Genomic DNA, 15,592 nt, shown 5'->3' with positions numbered 1-15,592 from the left:
TAGGCAACCTGCTGCCCCGGCGGCACGCTGGGGGAATGGTCGCCGAACGATCCGCTCCGCCGCTGTCTGGCAGTGGTTGTGCCGCCGGTCTGGTGCTGGGTGCGCTGGCCTGCGTGCAGCTGCCGGTGCTGCCGCCACTGTGGCTGTGCGTGCCGCTGGCCATTGTCAGTGCCGCAGGTTGGATCCTGCCTTGGCGCCGACGCGCTTGGGCGGCCGTGCTGTTCGGCCTGTCGTGGGCGTCATTGCACGGGTACTGGGTACTGGAGAACCAGCTGCCCCCCGGCGGGCCCGCCCAGGACGTGCAGGTCAGTGGCCGAGTGATCGATCTTCCGCAGCGTGGCGCGGGTTACACCCGGTTCGTCTTCCTGGTCGAGGAGGCCGATGCACTGCCTTCGTTGCGTGGCAGGCGCCTGCAGATCACCTGGAATGATCCCTGGCGTGGGCCGCCTGCGAGCAGCACCGACGGTGGGCGCCACGCGGTTCGAGCTGGCGCTCACTGGGAATTGTCGCTGCGCGTGCGGGCACCGCGTTCGCGGATCAATCCCGGCGGCTTTGACGGCGAGCGCCATGCATTGCTGCGGGGCATTTCCGGCACCGGTACGGTGCGTGATCCGGCGAGTGCACGTGAGCGGCAAACCGCGCATGGCCTGCCGGCCTGGCGTGAGCGCAGCAGTGCTGCCATCGTCGCCCAGGTGGCCCATCCTGCCGCTCGCTTCGTGCAGGCGCTTGCGCTGGGCGATACCCGCGGCTTGACCGATGCCGACTGGGAACACCTGCGTGCACTGGGCCTGACCCATCTGGTCGCCATTTCCGGATTTCATGTTGGCGTGGTCGCCGGCTTCGGCGTGATGCTGTGCCGGGCGCTGTGGTGGTTGTGCCCGGCGTTGGGCCGGTACTGGCCACGGCCGCAGTCGGCGGCCTGGGGGGCGGCACTGGCGGCTGCGACCTATGCGGTGGTCGCCGGTGGCGCGCTGCCCACCGTGCGTGCCGCGCTGATGATCGGATTGGTCGCACTGGCCCGCGCCGGACGTCGCCCGGTCGGTGCCGGGCAGGGATTGGCGCTGGCTGCGGTGGTGATGCTGCTGCCGGCGCCGTTGGCGGTGCTGTCGGCGGGCTTCTGGCTCAGCTTTGGCGGCGTGCTGTGGCTGATGTGGTGCCTGCCGCGGACCGGGCCGGAAGGGATCGGCGGTGGCCTGCGCGGTTTCCTGTCCGCACAGGGTGTGGCCAGCCTCGGCCTGCTGCCATTGTGCGTGGCGCTGTTCGGCGGTACCGCACGCCTGGGGCCGCTGGTCAACCTGCCGATCATCCCCTGGTGGACGCTGCTGGTGGTGCCCTTGTCGCTGTTGGGGACCGGGCTGCATGCGCTTCACGACGGGGCTGGGCGCTGGGCGTGGCGTGCCGCCGCCTGGCTGTTCGAGCTGAGTTGGCAGGCGCTGCAGCCATTGGCGTTGCACCCGCAGGCGATGTGGTGGCTGGCCGAGGCGCCGCCCTGGGCGGTGCCGGCGGCGCTGTTGGGGGTGTTCTGGTGGCTGTTGCCGCGCGGTGCCGGCGGTGGCATGGCCGGCCTGCTGTTGTGCCTGCCACTGCTGTGGCCCGCCCGGCATGCACCCGCCGAGGGGGAGCTGGAGCTGCTGGTGCACGATGTGGGCCAGGGCACGGCGGTGCTGGTGCGCACGGCACGGCATGCGCTCTGGTACGACGTCGGTCCGCCGACCGGCGGCGACGGCAATGAGCGGATCCTGGTTCCGGCCCTGCGCGCGCTCGGCCAGGCGCCGCCTCAACAGGCGATGCTCAGCCACGACCATCTGGATCACATCGGCAGCCTGCCCAGCCTGCGCCGGCAGCTGCCCGGGCTGCGGCTGCTGGCGCCGCCCGGCAGTGCCATCGCCGGGGCCGGGCCCTGCCAGCAAGGGTTGCACTGGCAGTGGGACGGAGTCGATTTCCAGGTGCTGCATCCGGCGCCCGGCAGCCGGCACGCCGAGAACGAGGACAGCTGTGTAGTGCGTATCACAGGCCGTCACGGCGTGGTGCTGCTGCCTGGCGACATCGGCCGGCCGGCCGAACAGGCGCTGCTTCAGGCGTCGCCGGCAGCGCTGAAGGCGGATGTGGTGCTGGTGCCGCACCATGGCAGTGGCGGCAGTTCCAGTGCGCCATGGGTGGCGGCGGTGGCGCCACGGTTGGCCGTGGTTTCGGCGGGGCACCAGAACCGCTTCGGCCACCCCCGTCTGGACGTGGTCCAGCGTTGGCAGGCGCAAGGGGCCGAAGTGCTGGCCACGGCCGAGTCCGGCGCCATCCGCGTATGGCTTGGCGCACAAGGGCTGCAGCTGCGTGAACAACGTATCCACGCATCCCGGTGGTGGGATGGCGCTGGGCGGGCGCGGTCGGCTGCTATCCTATCGCCGATTGAACAAGCGGCCGCTGGGCCGGAGGGTTGAAACGTGTGGGAACTGGTCAAGGCCGGTGGCTGGCCGATGGTGCCGCTGCTGCTGTTGGGCGTACTGGCTTTGGCGATCATCCTGGAGCGTTTCTGGTCCCTGCGGCGTACTGAAGTGCTGCCGCCCGGCCTCGGCCAGGAAGTGCGCAACTGGGCCGCACGCGGCAAGCTCGACCCGGCCCACCTGCAGACCCTGCGTGGCAACTCGCCGCTGGGCGCGCTGCTGGCCGCTGCGCTGGAAGCGCGCAACCGGCCGCGTGACCAGATCCGTGAACGCATCGAAGACACCGGCCGCCACCTGGTGCACCGCATGGAGCGCTTCCTCAACGCGCTGGGCACCATCGCCTCGGCCGGCCCGCTGCTGGGCCTGCTGGGCACGGTGATCGGCATGATCCAGATGTTCCTGGGCATCCTCGACCATGGCGTGGGTGACGTGAACCAACTGGCCGGCGGCATCGGCAAGGCCCTGGTGTGCACCGCCACCGGCATGATCGTGGCGATCCCGGCACTGATGTTCCACCGCTACTTCAAGGGCCGCATCCACGGCTATGTGGTGGAGATGGAGCAGGAAGCCAGCGCGCTGCTGGATACGCTCGACGGCCGCCCGGGCGTGTTGAACCCGGCCCCGGCCGCACGTCCGGCCAGTGCTGCCACGGCGAAGGCCTGATCGATGCGTATCGGCAACGACCGATCCCAGGATGAGCCGCATATCGATCTGGTACCGCTGATCGACGTCATTCTGGTGCTGATCATCTTCTTCGTGGTCACCACCACCTTCGACGCGCGCTCTACGCTGCAGGTGCAGCTGCCGACCGCCAGCGAGCAGCCCAACAACGCGCCGCCGCGCTCGCTCAGCGTGCTGATCAATGCCGAAGGCCGCTATTTCATCAATGACCAGGAAGTGCTGCGCAGCGACGTCGAGTCGGTCAAGCAGACCATCGCCGCCGTGGCCGGCAGCGACCGTACGCAGCCGGTGCTGTTACGCGCCGACGCACGCACTCCCTACCAGGCCGTGGTGACCGCGCAGGATGCGCTGGGTCAGCTCGGTTTCCGCCGTATTGCCATTGCAACAGCACCCGAGGTGCGTCCATGAGTTCCAAACACGCGCCGGTGTGGCCGATCTACAAACGACTGCTGGGGTATACCCGGGCCTACTGGGGCCTGATGGTCGCCGCCGTCATCGCCATGGTGGTGGAGTCGGTGGCCGGTTACCACTTCACCAAGCTGATGGAGCCGCTGGTCAACCGTGGCTTCGTCAATCCCGAACCGAAAATGGCGGTAATCCTGCCGTTGACCATCCTCGGCCTGTTCCTGATGCGCAGCGCTGCCACCTGGGTCAGCGACTACGCGCTGGCAAAGACCGGCCGCAGCGTGGTGCGCGACCTGCGTGAGCAGGTACTGGCCAAGTACCTGCACCTGCCGTCCTCGCATTTCGATACCGAATCGACGCCGGTGATGGTCAGCCGCCTGAATTTCGATACCGAGCAGGTCACCCAGGCCAGCGCTGATGCGCTCAAGACCGTGGTTGCCGACACCCTGACCATCATCGCCATGCTGGCGGTGATGCTGCAGATGAGCGTCAAGGTCACCGTGGCGATGCTGGTGGTAGTGCCGATGATCGGCGTGATCGTGTCCTACGTCGGCAAGCGCTACCGCCGAATCAGCCGCGGCATCCAGGACGGCATGGGCACGATGGCACAGACCGCCGAGCAGTCGCTGGCCGCACAGCAGGAAGTGAAGGTGCACGGCACCCAGCAGCATGAGATGTCGCGCTACTCGCGCCTGGCCAACCGCATGCTGGCACTGAACATGAAGGTGGAAATCACCCGCGCCGGTGCCTCCAGCGTGGTCCAGTTCCTGGCAGCGCTGGCGCTGGCGGTGATCGTCTGGGTATCAACCCGGGAAGCCTTGGCGGGACGCCTGAACGCGGGCCAGTTCATGGGCCTGATGATCTCGATGACCGCGATCATTCCGTCGCTGCGCCGCCTGACCAGCGTGCAGTCCTCGATTTCCCGTGGCGTGTCCGCCGCCGAGCGCCTGTTCGACATCCTCGACATGCCGGTCGAGCGTGACAATGGCCGCACCGCGGTGCAGCGCGTGCGCGGCGAACTGGCCTTCGACCACGTCATGCTGCGTTATCGCGAGGACAGTGGCATCGCTCTGGACGACATCAGCTTTGTGGCCAAGCCAGGCACGGTCACCGCCATCGTCGGCCGCTCCGGCAGTGGCAAGACCAGCCTGATCCGGCTGGTGCCACGCTTCTACGAGCCCAGCGGCGGGCGCATCACGCTGGACGGCGTGGCGCTGGACGACTATCCGCTGGCCGACCTGCGCCGCCAGGTGGCGATGGTCGGGCAGAAGGTCATGCTGTTTGACGACTCCATCGGCGCCAACATCGCCTATGGCATGGACGCCACCGAAGAGCAGATCCGTGCGGCGGCCGAAGCGGCCAACGCCTGGGAGTTCATCGCGCGCATGCCGCAGCAGCTGCAGACGCCGGTAGGCGAGAACGGCGCCCTGCTGTCCGGTGGCCAGCGCCAGCGCCTGGCGATCGCCCGCGCGATCCTGCGCGACGCCCCCATCCTGATCCTCGATGAAGCCACCGCCGCGCTCGACAACGAATCCGAGCGCCTGGTGCAGGATGCACTGCAGCGCCTGATGCCCGAGCGCACCACGCTGGTGATCGCACACCGCCTGTCGACCATCGAACATGCCGACCAGGTGTTGGTGATGGACCACGGCCGCATCGTCGAACGTGGCACCCACAAGGAACTGCTGACCATGGGCGGCCTGTACCAGCATCTGCACAGCATGCAGTTCCGCGAAAGGCAGGACTGATGGCCGGCAAGGGTACCCAGACCCCGCCGTACTGGTACGACGGCAGCCCGGTTCCGTGGGCGATGCGCCTGCTGGCACCGCTGTATGCCGGCGTCACCGCGCTGCGCCGGCGCGCCTATCGGCGCGGCTGGCGCAAGCACTACACGCTGCCGGTGCCGGTCATCGTGGTCGGCAACATCACCGCAGGTGGCACCGGCAAGACGCCGCTGACCATCGCGCTGGTGGAGCGCCTGCGCGCCGCAGGCTGGAAACCGGGCGTGGCCAGCCGTGGCTACGGCCGCGAAGACGCCGACAAACCGCTGTGGGTGAAGTCTGATACACCGACCGCCAAGGGCGGTGACGAACCGGTGCTGATCGCCTGGAAAACCGGCGTGCCGGTGCGCGTGGACCGCGACCGTGTGGCTGCAGGCAAAGCACTGATCGAAGCCGGCTGCGACGTGATCGTCTGCGACGATGGCCTGCAACACTATCGGCTGGCGCGCGACATCGAAATCGAAGTGGTCGATGCCCAGCGTCGCTATGGCAATGGCCGGATGATTCCGGCCGGACCGCTGCGTGAGCCGGTCAGCCGTGCCAGCGAATGCGACTTCCATGTGGTGAATCTCGGCCAGGCCGATGAGGAAAGTGCGGCCCAGGCCTGTGGCTTCGGCCAGTGGCCGATGGCCCTGCACATTGATAGTGCGCAGCCGCTGGCCGGTGGTCGTGCCCGTCCGCTGGCGTACTTCAAGGGCCAGCGCGTGCACGCGGTGGCCGGCATCGCCCATCCGCAGCGTTTCTTCGACATGCTGCGCGCACGTGGCATCGGCGTGGTGCCCCATGCGTTTGCCGACCACCATGCCTACCAGCCGCAGGACTTGTCCTTCGGCAGCCAGCTGCCGGTGCTGATGACCGAAAAGGACGCGGTGAAATGCCGTGCGTTCGGCAATGACTGGCACTACGCAGTCCCGCTGCGCGCCGAGTTGCCTGCGGCATTCTGGGTGGCGCTGACCGATCGCCTGGACAAGCTGCGACCGAACTGAGTGGCGCGGCGGCGCTTGCATTCATGCGCTGCCGGCCGCATTCCCGTTGTAACGAGCCTGCCGAGTACCGCCCATGACCGAATTCGTCGTCGCCATTCCGGCCCGCTATGCCGCCTCGCGTCTGCCGGGCAAACCGCTGCGCCCGCTCGGCGGTGAGCCGCTGGTGCTGCACGTGGCGCGCCGCGCGCTGCAGGCCGGCGCCGGTGAGGTCTGGGTCGCTACCGACGATCAACGCATTGCCGACGCACTGTCCGGCCTGGCCGAAGTGAAGGTGGCAATGACCGCCACCTCGCATGCCTCCGGCACCGACCGCTTGGCCGAGTGCGCGCGCATCGCCGGCTGGGCCGACGACACCGTGGTGGTCAACCTGCAGGGCGACGAGCCGTTTGCACCCGCTGCGGGTATCCGCGCGGTGGCCCTGGCGCTGGTTGAGGGCAACGCGCCGATGTCGACCCTGGCGACCGCTGTGGAGGATGCGGAAACCCTGTTCGATCCGAACGTGGTGAAGCTGGTGCGCAACGTGCGCAACGAGGCGATGTACTTCAGCCGCGCACCGATTGCCTGGCATCGTGACGGCTTCGCGCGCAGCCGCGACACGCTGCCGGCCGGTCACAACTGGCTGCGCCACATCGGCATCTACGGCTATCGCGCCGGTTTCCTGCAGCAGTTCGCGGCGATGCCGCCGGGCCAGCTGGAGCAGGTCGAATCGCTGGAACAGCTGCGCGTACTGGAAGCGGGCTTCCCGATCAGCGTGGCGATCTCGCCCGAACCGTTCCCGCCGGGCATCGACACGCCCGAGGACCTGGAGCGCGCCGAAGCACTGCTGCAGACGCTGGCGGCACGATGAAGCTGCTGGTCGTCTGCCTCGGCAACATCTGCCGTTCGCCGATGGCCGAAGGTGCGCTGCGCGCACGCCTGGAGGCGTCGCCGCTGGCCGGGCGGGTGCAGGTCGATTCGGCCGGCACCGGCGACTGGCATGTGGGAGAGCCGCCGGACCGGCGTGCGATTGCCTGTGCGGCTGGGCACGGCGTAGACATCGGCGGCCTGCGTGCACGCCAGCTGCAGCCCGTGGATTTCGACCGTTTCGGCTGGATCCTGTGCGCCGACGAAGCCAATCTGCGCTATGCTGGTCGCTTGGCCACATCTGCCCAGCGCGAACGCTTGGCACTGTACCTGCCATGGTCGGGGGGAGAGGGCCGGGTGGCGATCCCGGATCCCTACACCGGCGGCAGTGATCATTTCGAACAGGTCTGGACATTGGTCGACGATGCTGCAAAACGTGCCGTGGCACGACTGTTGCATGACGCCGACTCCGGCATAATCGGGCCATGAACGTCCAGCCCGTCCCGGACCTGCCCGAGTTCGCCACCTGGCTCAATGCCACCCCCTGCACCCTGACCGAACTGCGCGGTCGGCCGGTGGCGCTGTTGTTCGTCAACGCCGCCTCTGCCTGGAGCGCGCAACGCCTGGCCGAATTCGGCCAATGGCTGTCGCGCCACCCCGGCAAGCTGCAGCCGCTGGTGCTGCAGGTGCCGCGCTTCGACTTCGAACGCGAAGCTGGTGCCGCACTGAAGCTGCTGCGCCGCCAGGGCCTGTCGATGCCGGTGCTGCTTGATGCTGACTGGGATGGCTGGCGCCGCTTCGGCATCACCGCCTGGCCAACGCTGGTGCTGCTGGATGCACAGGGCCGCGAACAGCAGCGGCTGGTCGGGCAGGGCGCGCCCGGTGAACTGGAGCGTGCCTTGAATGCGCTCTGCGAGGGTGCACCGTCGGCGCCGCCGCGCGGCGGTAGCGAGCTGCATCCGGAGCCCCGCCAGGCGCTGCGCTTCCCGCTCGGCCTGGCGGTCAGTACCGAGCGCCTGTACATCGCCGACAGCGGTCATCACCGCATCCTCGAATGCAGCCATGGCGGCCGCATCCTGCGCCAGTTCGGGCTCGGCACCGCCGATTTCATGGACGGCAATCTCGCCGAGGCCGCGTTCCACCGCCCGCAGGCGCTGGTGCTGGAACGCGACGCGCTGTACGTGGCCGACACCGGCAACCACGCCGTGCGCCGCATCAACCTGCTGACCGGCATCGTCGACACGCTGTGCGGCAACGGCCGTCCCGGTGCGCCGGTGGAAGGTCCCGTCGCGCAGGCGCGGCAGGTCTCGCTGGACCATCCGGTCGGCCTGGCCATCGCCGACAATCAGCTGCACATCGCCATGGCCGGCGACAACCGCATCTGGAGCTACCACCTGGGCCAGCGCAGCCTGCAATGGCGCGCCGGCAGTGGCTCCATCGACGAGCGTGATGGCAGCGGCCATCTGGCTGCGTTTGCGCAGCCGACCGCGCTGGCCGTGGTGCAGCAGGTGCTGTACGTGGCCGATGCGTTGGGTTCCTCGATCCGCGCGCTGCAGTTGCGCGGTGACCTGGTGCAGACCCTGGTCGGGCAGGGGCCGTGGCGCTTCGGCAGTGAAGACGGCCCGCGCGCACAGGCCAGCCTGCAGTTCCCGCAGGCGATTGCATTGAGCCCCGACGCGCCGCTGTTGTGGATTGCCGATACCGGCAACGGCCGCCTGCGCACGCTGCGCCTGGGCGGTGGCGAACTGACCACCCAGCCGCTGCCGCGCCGCCTGCATGGCCCGGCCGGATTGGCGGTGGGCGCCGGTGCGGTGTGGATCGCCGAGACTGACGCCCACGCCGTGCTGCGATTCGACCCCGACAGCGGCGTGCTCAGCGAAGTCCCGATCAGCGAATGACCGACATTCCCGCTCCGGTCTTCGACGGCAAGGCCTTCGCGGCCCAGCTCAGTACCGCCCCTGGCGTGTACCGCATGTACGCCGCCGATGACACCCTGCTGTACGTGGGCAAGGCGCGCGCGCTGCGCAACCGCGTCGGCAGCTATTTCAACGGCAGCCCGAAGAACGCGCGGATCATGTCGATGATCTCGCAGATCACGCGCATGGACGTGACCGTGACGCGCTCGGAAGCCGAGGCGTTGCTGCTGGAAAACCAGCTGATCAAATCGCTGTCGCCGCGCTACAACGTCTCGCTGCGCGACGACAAGACCTATCCGCATGTGCTGCTGACCCGTGAGGACTGGCCGCGCATTGCCCTGCATCGTGGCCCGCGCGCCATTCCCGGCCGCTACTTCGGGCCGTACCCCGGCGTGACCGCCGTACGCGAAACGCTGAACCTGATGCACAAGCTGTTCAAGCTACGCAGCTGCGAGGACAGCGTGTTCCGCAACCGCTCGCGGCCGTGCCTGCAGTACCAGATCGGGCGCTGCAGCGCGCCGTGCGTGGAACTGGTGCCAGCGCCGGACTACGCCGAGTCGGTGCGCCGTGCGGCGCTGTTCCTGGAAGGCAAGAGCGACGAACTGACCCGCGAACTGGGCGAGCAGATGCAGGCCGCCAGCGAGGCACTGGAGTTCGAGCAGGCCGCGCGCCTGCGCGACCTGATCTCCTCACTGCGCAGCATGCAGACCCGTCAGTACGTGGACGGCCGCGCTGCGGATCTGGACGTGCTGGCCGTGGCCATGCAGGGCTCGCAGGCCTGCGTGCTGCTGCTGGCCTTCCGTGATGGCCGCAACCTCGGTACCCGCCCGTTCTTCCCGCGCACCAACGGCGAAGAAAGCCCGGAAGAAGTGCTGGCCGCGTTCGTCTCGCAGTACTACATCGAATTTGCACCGCCGCGCGAGATCCTGCTGGACCGCGAGATTCCCGACGCCGACCTGCTGGTTGCCGCGCTGTCGGCCTCGGCCGAGCGCAAGGTGCAGCTGAAGTGGAACGTGCGCGGCGAGCGCGCCGGCTACGTGGAACTGGCCAGCCGCAACGCGCAACTGACCCTGGCCACCGAACTCAACAGCCGCAACGCGCAGCACGCCCGCAGTGATGCACTGCGTGACATGCTGGGTCTTGCCGAGCCGGTCAAGCGTGTCGAATGTTTCGATATCAGCCACACCCTGGGCGAGGCCACCGTGGCCTCCTGCGTGGTGTTCGACGCCGCCGGTCCGGTGCGCGCGCAGTACCGCCGCTTCAACATCAGCGGCATCGAGCCGGGCGATGACTACGCCGCCATGCGCCAGGCCATCGACCGCCGCTTCCGCCGCGCGGTGGAAGAGCAGGGCGTGCTGCCGGACGTGCTGCTGATCGACGGCGGCGCCGGCCAGTTGGCCCAGGCCCAGGCCGCACTGGCCGACCTGGGTGTGGAAGGTGTGCTGTTGGTGGGCGTGGCCAAGGGCGTGGAACGCCGCGCCGGCCACGAAGCGCTGGTGATGCCCGATGGCCGCGAGCTGCGCCCGGGCGCGGCCAACCCAGCGCTGCAGTTCATCCAGCAGGTGCGCGACGAGGCGCACCGCTTCGCCATCACCGGCCACCGTGGCCGCCGCCAGAAGGCGCGGATGACCAGCAAGCTGGAGGACATCCCCGGTATCGGGCCGCGCCGCCGCGCCAGCCTGCTCAAGCATTTCGGCGGTCTGGTGGGCCTGAAAGCCGCTGGCGAAGCGGAAATCGCCAAGGTGGAAGGCATCAATGACGCCCTCGCGGCACGTATCTACGCTAACCTGCACGGGTTGGCCACGCCTGATGCGGCCGAGTAGAGAGAGAAGCACGCAAGCATGAAGTTGACCCTGCCCACCTGGCTGACGTTGTTGCGGATCGTGATGATCCCGGTGCTGGTGCTGGTGTTCTACCTGCCCTACACCTGGACCAACTTCGCATCGGCGGCGATCTTCGGCCTGGCCGCGATCACCGACTGGCTCGATGGCTGGATCGCACGCCGTTACCAGCTGGAGTCGGCCTTCGGTGCCTTCCTCGACCCGGTCGCGGACAAGCTGATGGTGGCAGTAGCGCTGTTCCTGATCGTGCAGGGCCACCCGACGCCGTGGATGGCGTTCTGGGCGGCGGTCATCGTCGGCCGTGAGATCGCGGTGTCGGCGCTGCGCGAGTGGATGGCCGAGCTGGGCCAGCGCGCCAAGGTGCGCGTGGCGATGATCGGCAAGGTCAAGACCACCGCGCAGATGGTCGCGCTGCTGTGCCTGCTGTATTCGGTGGCCCCGAACGTGCCGGTGCAAGACATCTGGATGGGCTGGCCGGTGTTCCACATCGGCGATTGGACCCTGGCCATTGCCGCCGTGCTGACCCTGTGGTCCGGCCTGCAGTACCTGCACGCTGCCTGGCCGAGCCTGCGCGATGACGAGCGCGCTGCGCGCGAGCGTGCACGGCAGAAGAAGCTGGGCAACTGAGCCCCGGGGTCGGATCCCTTTCCGAAGGAAAGGGCTCTGACCCCATCGATGCGCCCATCCACGCATGGCGTGGATCTACTCGACGCGCTGGACGGATCTACGGTGACGCCCCATCCACGCACGGCGTGGATCTACTTGAAATGCTGCATCCACGGATGATGCGGATTCATCTGGAAGTGTTGCGTCCACGGATGATGCGGATCCATCGGTTTGCGGGGATGCCGTGGTAGATCCACGCCATGCGTGGATAGGCAATGCAAGGTGCCTCGCAGACCCTGAGAAAAGCGCTTGACGCCATCCTTGGAATAGGTAAAATTTCGCCTCCCAAGCGGGAATAGCTCAGTTGGTAGAGCGCAACCTTGCCAAGGTTGAGGTCGCGAGTTCGAGTCTCGTTTCCCGCTCCAGATTCAAGAAAAACGCTCCCGCAAGGGGGCGTTTTTCGTTTGCGTACTGAGCGCTTCATCCCCACTTCACCCACACTCCATCGCCCCTCCATCCGCGCTGGCGAAGCTGCATCTCCGTTCCCCCAGGACGATGCAGCCATGCCCCACACTCCCTCCGCCTACGACCACGATGTGGTCATCGTCGGCGCCAGTTTCGCCGGTGCCGCCTGCGCGCTGGCCGCTGTCCAATACGGCCTGCGTGTCTGCGTGCTTGAACGCAAGGCCGATCCCGGCGAGCGCCTGCATACCACCGGCATCGTGGTGAAAGAGGCAATGGAGCAGACCTGGCTGGGGCGCATGCCCGAGCATCTGGTGCAGCGGGTCGCGAACGTGCGCCTCTATGCGCCGAACCTGCGCAGCGTGTTGCTGGCCGCGCCGGGCTATTACTTCCTCACCACCGATACGCCGAACCTGATGCGCTGGCTGGCCAGCGAGCTGCGCGCGAATGGTGTCGACCTGCGCCTGCAGCAGTCCTTCACCGATGCCCATCGCAATGGTGACGGCTGGCAGGTGGATGGGGCAGGGCGGTGTGCCTACCTGGTTGGTGCTGATGGCGCACGCTCACGCGTTGCCCAGAGTACCGGGCTCGGTCAGGTGCGCGACAACCTCTACGGCGTAGAACGTGAGTTCGCCGGCCTGCAGGTGACGCAGGGCGATGCGCTGCATTGCTTCGTCAGCAAGCGCTACGCGCCGGGCTATATCGGCTGGGTCGCGCAGAATCCGACCGGGCTGCAGGTGGGATTGGCGCTGCGTCACGATCCACAACAGGTACGGCCGCCGGACATCGAAGGCTTCCTCGACCACGTGCGCGATGTGGTCGGCATTCCGCCTTCGGCGCGTCCCTCGGCCACCCGCGCCGGCCTGGTGCCCTGCGGCCGGCCGGATGGGCCGATCACCGGCCAGCGGCTGATCCTGACCGGCGACGCGGCGGGCATCGTCTCGCCGCTTTCCGCCGGGGGCATCCACTCCTCCTGGCGGCACGGCTGGGCGGTCGGCGAGGCGATTGCCCGCCATCTACGCGGGCAAGGGCCGGAAGCGGAACGGGTGGCGCGGCAGGTGGCGCCGGCATTCCAAGGCAAGCGCCTGCTGCGCTGGGGGATGGATCATCTGCAGGCCGACTGGCCGCTCAATGCGCTGCTGCAGACGGCGGCCACGCGCCGCATCGCCGAGCAGGTCTACTTCCATCGCCGTGGCCTGCGCACGTGATGCGCGTTTCAAGAGCCCTGTAATTCCATAATTCTGTATTTATGCAGATGAATACGCAAATAAGGAGCAAAATTCGGGAATTACATCCATTGAATCCGGTTCGAGCTAATTCTATAATTTGGGGTGCTAACTGGCATGGAGAAGGGGTGGTGCGCGCTATGTTGGATTTAGGCTTCAGCAAGCCCGGCGAGGTCGTCAAGCGACTCTGCGGGCGCTTGCGCACAGAGCGCATGGCGTTGGGCATGACACAGTCGGACCTGGCCGGGCGTGCCGGCATTGGAACCAACACCGTGTCCAACCTGGAGGCCGGGCGCAATGTCGGCTTCGAGGCAGTCGTCCGGGTGGCGATGGTCCTTGGTCGGATCAAGGAACTCGAAGGCCTGTTCCAGCCAAAGCTGGACAGCATCGAAGACATTCGGCGCTACGAAGAGGCTGCGAACCGCCTCCGGACGAAGCGGAAGCCCCGCAATGCCTGAACAGGTGAAGGTCTTCTACGAGGGGTGGGGGGAGCGATGGCATTGGGGAACGCTGGTCTCCACCACCGCCCTGACCGGCCGCCCGCTGATTGTGTTCGAGTACAGCAACGAAGCCCGGCAAAGGGGACTGGAGCTGTCGTCGTACAAGTTGCCGCTGGGTGGTCCCGCATTGCGGCGGGATTTCCCGGACCATCAACTGCAACTGCCCGGCCCTGTGTATGACGCCTTGCCAGACGGCTGGGGCATGTTGCTGATGGACCGCATGTTCAGGCGTCGTAGAATCAGTACGGCACGCATTGGCCCGCTCCAGCGTTTGGCCTACATCGGTGGCAACGCGATGGGGGCCATGACGTTTGAGCCTGTGGCGCCCGAAGGCGAGGCGCCGGAGGTCCACGTCCCGCTGGAGCAGCTTGCCGCCGAAGTGCAGGAGGTGCTCCAGGGAGACGGTGGCGAGTTCCTGCAGACCCTGCTGCTGGTGGGTGGCTCACCCCAGGGAGCAAGGCCCAAGGCACTTGTCTATCGCGATCCACAGTCCGGTGGATTCACCACGGCTGCCCGGCCAGGCTTCGAAGCTTGGCTGGTCAAGTTCCCGGCCAGAGAAGAGCATGCCGAGGTGTGTGCCATCGAAATGGTCTACGCCGAGTGCTTGCGCAGGTGCGGCATCGAGACCCCGGACACGCAGTACTTCAGCCTGCCCAACGGGCTGGCCGCGTTCGCCAGCAAGCGCTTTGATCGCCACGATGGGTTGCGTGTGCCCATGCAGAGTCTTGCTGCATTCACGGGCGCCAACTACCAAACGGCGGGGTCGTTGGACTATGTCAACTTCTTGCGCGCGACCCAGCTGTGCACCAACGATGTGCGGCAAATGGCCGTGGCCTTCGAGCGTGCGGTCTTCAACGTTGCGTTCAACAACCGGGACGACCATCCGAAAAACTTTGCCTACATCATGTCGCCGGATGGGCAATGGCGATTGGCCCCAGCCTACGACGTGACCTTCTGCGAAGGGTCCAACGGATATCACCAGATGGACGTCATGGGGGAAGCGCTGGAGATTTCTCGTGCTGACCTGCTTCGGCTTGCCGAGGAAGCAGAGGTACAGCAGGGTGATGCCAGTCTGGCGATTGACAGCATTTGCGAGGTGGCCAGCCAATTCACGGAAATCGCCAACAGCATGTACTCAAACGTTATTGCTCAAGACACGTTGAGCATGATCCAGCGACGCATCAACGAGAACGTGGCTCTGCTGCGGCAGGTCCGACGCGGCCTGCGGACCTGAGGCCCGGCCCAGGGGCCTGAACGCCGCCGCACAATGCAGGCGAAAATTCCTGTTGACGCCGTGCAGCAATATCGACACAATAGCGCTCCTTCGACGCAGGTCGAACGGAATCTGCGGGAATAGCTCAGTTGGTAGAGCGCAACCTTGCCAAGGTTGAGGTCGCGAGTTCGAGTCTCGTTTCCCGCTCCAGATTCAAGAAAAACGCTCCCGAAAGGGGGCGTTTTTCGTTTGTCACACCGGTTGCACCACCGCCGCGCTAGCGTGCCTTGCCGGGAAGGGGGCTGCACCAGGTCCGCGCATCCTGCCGGTCGAAACCAGGGCAGCGGTTGTCCTGCCGGATGTAGACGTAGGGAACGTCATCTTCGTAGGTGAAGTGGTAGTAGTAGGTTCGATCCATCCCGTACAACCAGTAGTTCGACGCGCCCTGGTTGATGGCATATGGCTCGAAGGTGAAGATCGAAGATTCACCCGGGATGAAGTTGCTGCGCTCCATCAGTAGCAGCATGGCGTTCGAGACCAGTGGGGTGGTCAGAACGAGCACGATCACGCCGACAGTCACTGTCGTGATCGAGCCAATCAACAGCCAGCGGCGGGGATGTTTCACGGTCGGGCAGCATCGAAGCAAGGCAGTGCCGCAATGTGCAATACGCCGTGAAAGTCGTCCAGTGTTCCG

At 66.9% G+C, this 15,592-nt stretch carries 14 protein-coding genes and 2 tRNA genes; 15 read left to right on the top strand and 1 reads right to left on the bottom strand.

Going from position 1 to position 15,592, the window contains the following annotated elements; genetic code table 11:
• The first annotated feature begins 35 nt into the window (after nt 1-35).
• From ABR323_RS06760 to ABR323_RS06690, 15 genes are all read left to right on the top strand, one after another.
• Nucleotides 36-2,435, top strand: a complete 2,400-nt coding sequence (locus tag ABR323_RS06760) for a DNA internalization-related competence protein ComEC/Rec2 (protein WP_439448736.1) — start codon at nt 36-38, stop codon at nt 2,433-2,435.
• Between the two features lie 3 nt (nt 2,436-2,438).
• Complete coding sequence (locus tag ABR323_RS06755; protein ID WP_439448735.1) at nt 2,439-3,101, top strand: MotA/TolQ/ExbB proton channel family protein; 663 nt, start codon at nt 2,439-2,441, stop codon at nt 3,099-3,101.
• Nucleotides 3,102-3,104: 3 nt separating this feature from the next.
• Entirely contained in the window at nt 3,105-3,527 is a 423-nt protein-coding gene (locus ABR323_RS06750; protein WP_135272988.1) for an ExbD/TolR family protein, read from the top strand.
• Nucleotides 3,524-5,272, top strand: coding sequence for a lipid A export permease/ATP-binding protein MsbA (gene msbA / locus ABR323_RS06745; protein WP_135272989.1), 1,749 nt, complete (start codon nt 3,524-3,526; stop codon nt 5,270-5,272). The genes ABR323_RS06750 and msbA overlap by 4 nt, the downstream gene beginning before the upstream one ends.
• Nucleotides 5,272-6,291, top strand: a complete 1,020-nt coding sequence (gene lpxK / locus ABR323_RS06740; RefSeq protein WP_439448734.1) for a tetraacyldisaccharide 4'-kinase — start codon at nt 5,272-5,274, stop codon at nt 6,289-6,291. Before msbA ends, lpxK begins: the two co-directional genes overlap by 1 nt.
• Nucleotides 6,292-6,364: 73 nt before the next feature.
• On the top strand, nt 6,365-7,138 hold the full coding sequence (gene kdsB / locus ABR323_RS06735; protein WP_439448733.1) for a 3-deoxy-manno-octulosonate cytidylyltransferase: 774 nt from the start codon (nt 6,365-6,367) through the stop codon (nt 7,136-7,138).
• Complete coding sequence (locus ABR323_RS06730) at nt 7,135-7,623, top strand: low molecular weight protein-tyrosine-phosphatase (RefSeq protein WP_439448732.1); 489 nt, start codon at nt 7,135-7,137, stop codon at nt 7,621-7,623. The genes kdsB and ABR323_RS06730 overlap by 4 nt, the downstream gene beginning before the upstream one ends.
• Nucleotides 7,620-9,032 carry a hypothetical protein gene (locus ABR323_RS06725; RefSeq protein WP_439448731.1) on the top strand — a complete coding sequence of 471 codons (1,413 nt, stop codon included), beginning with the start codon at nt 7,620-7,622 and terminating at the stop codon, nt 9,030-9,032. The genes ABR323_RS06730 and ABR323_RS06725 overlap by 4 nt, the downstream gene beginning before the upstream one ends.
• Nucleotides 9,029-10,873: an excinuclease ABC subunit UvrC gene (gene uvrC, locus ABR323_RS06720; RefSeq protein WP_439448730.1), complete on the top strand. Its 1,845-nt coding sequence runs from the start codon at nt 9,029-9,031 to the stop codon at nt 10,871-10,873. Before ABR323_RS06725 ends, uvrC begins: the two co-directional genes overlap by 4 nt.
• An 18-nt stretch (nt 10,874-10,891) precedes the next feature.
• On the top strand, nt 10,892-11,518 hold the full coding sequence (gene pgsA, locus ABR323_RS06715) for a CDP-diacylglycerol--glycerol-3-phosphate 3-phosphatidyltransferase (protein WP_004152330.1): 627 nt from the start codon (nt 10,892-10,894) through the stop codon (nt 11,516-11,518).
• A 328-nt stretch (nt 11,519-11,846) separates the two neighbouring features.
• Nucleotides 11,847-11,922, top strand: a tRNA-Gly gene (locus tag ABR323_RS06710).
• Nucleotides 11,923-12,060: 138 nt separating this feature from the next.
• Entirely contained in the window at nt 12,061-13,167 is a 1,107-nt protein-coding gene (locus tag ABR323_RS06705) for an NAD(P)/FAD-dependent oxidoreductase (RefSeq protein ID WP_439448729.1), read from the top strand.
• Nucleotides 13,168-13,325: 158 nt separating this feature from the next.
• Entirely contained in the window at nt 13,326-13,643 is a 318-nt protein-coding gene (locus tag ABR323_RS06700) for a helix-turn-helix domain-containing protein (RefSeq protein ID WP_439448916.1), read from the top strand.
• Entirely contained in the window at nt 13,636-14,919 is a 1,284-nt protein-coding gene (locus ABR323_RS06695) for a type II toxin-antitoxin system HipA family toxin (protein WP_439448728.1), read from the top strand. Before ABR323_RS06700 ends, ABR323_RS06695 begins: the two co-directional genes overlap by 8 nt.
• A 113-nt stretch (nt 14,920-15,032) precedes the next feature.
• Nucleotides 15,033-15,108, top strand: a tRNA-Gly gene (locus tag ABR323_RS06690).
• A gap of 67 nt (nt 15,109-15,175) precedes the next feature.
• On the opposite strand, the gene ABR323_RS06685 is transcribed toward ABR323_RS06690, so the two are convergent.
• Complete coding sequence (locus ABR323_RS06685; RefSeq protein WP_439448727.1) at nt 15,176-15,523, bottom strand: hypothetical protein; 348 nt, start codon at nt 15,521-15,523, stop codon at nt 15,176-15,178.
• Nucleotides 15,524-15,592 lie beyond the last annotated feature (69 nt).

The organism is Stenotrophomonas sp. ATs4 (genome assembly GCF_051861585.1).
Lineage (GTDB): Bacteria > Pseudomonadota > Gammaproteobacteria > Xanthomonadales > Xanthomonadaceae > Stenotrophomonas > Stenotrophomonas maltophilia_AS.
The sequence above is the reverse complement of the archived record's forward strand: the minus strand, read 5'-3'. Positions and strand labels throughout refer to the sequence as shown.

Excerpts from the sequence above, each read along its gene's own strand:
- ABR323_RS06760 (WP_439448736.1), top strand. The coding sequence starts at position 36 with ATGGTCGCCGAACGATCCGCTCCGCCGCTGTCTGGCAGTGGTTGTGCC.
- ABR323_RS06750 (WP_135272988.1), top strand. The coding sequence starts at position 3,105 with ATGCGTATCGGCAACGACCGATCCCAGGATGAGCCGCATATCGATCTG.
- msbA (WP_135272989.1), top strand. The coding sequence starts at position 3,524 with ATGAGTTCCAAACACGCGCCGGTGTGGCCGATCTACAAACGACTGCTG.
- lpxK (WP_439448734.1), top strand. The coding sequence starts at position 5,272 with ATGGCCGGCAAGGGTACCCAGACCCCGCCGTACTGGTACGACGGCAGC.
- kdsB (WP_439448733.1), top strand. The coding sequence starts at position 6,365 with ATGACCGAATTCGTCGTCGCCATTCCGGCCCGCTATGCCGCCTCGCGT.
- ABR323_RS06730 (WP_439448732.1), top strand. The coding sequence starts at position 7,135 with ATGAAGCTGCTGGTCGTCTGCCTCGGCAACATCTGCCGTTCGCCGATG.
- ABR323_RS06725 (WP_439448731.1), top strand. The coding sequence starts at position 7,620 with ATGAACGTCCAGCCCGTCCCGGACCTGCCCGAGTTCGCCACCTGGCTC.
- uvrC (WP_439448730.1), top strand. The coding sequence starts at position 9,029 with ATGACCGACATTCCCGCTCCGGTCTTCGACGGCAAGGCCTTCGCGGCC.
- pgsA (WP_004152330.1), top strand. The coding sequence starts at position 10,892 with ATGAAGTTGACCCTGCCCACCTGGCTGACGTTGTTGCGGATCGTGATG.
- ABR323_RS06705 (WP_439448729.1), top strand. The coding sequence starts at position 12,061 with ATGCCCCACACTCCCTCCGCCTACGACCACGATGTGGTCATCGTCGGC.
- ABR323_RS06700 (WP_439448916.1), top strand. The coding sequence starts at position 13,326 with ATGTTGGATTTAGGCTTCAGCAAGCCCGGCGAGGTCGTCAAGCGACTC.
- ABR323_RS06695 (WP_439448728.1), top strand. The coding sequence starts at position 13,636 with ATGCCTGAACAGGTGAAGGTCTTCTACGAGGGGTGGGGGGAGCGATGG.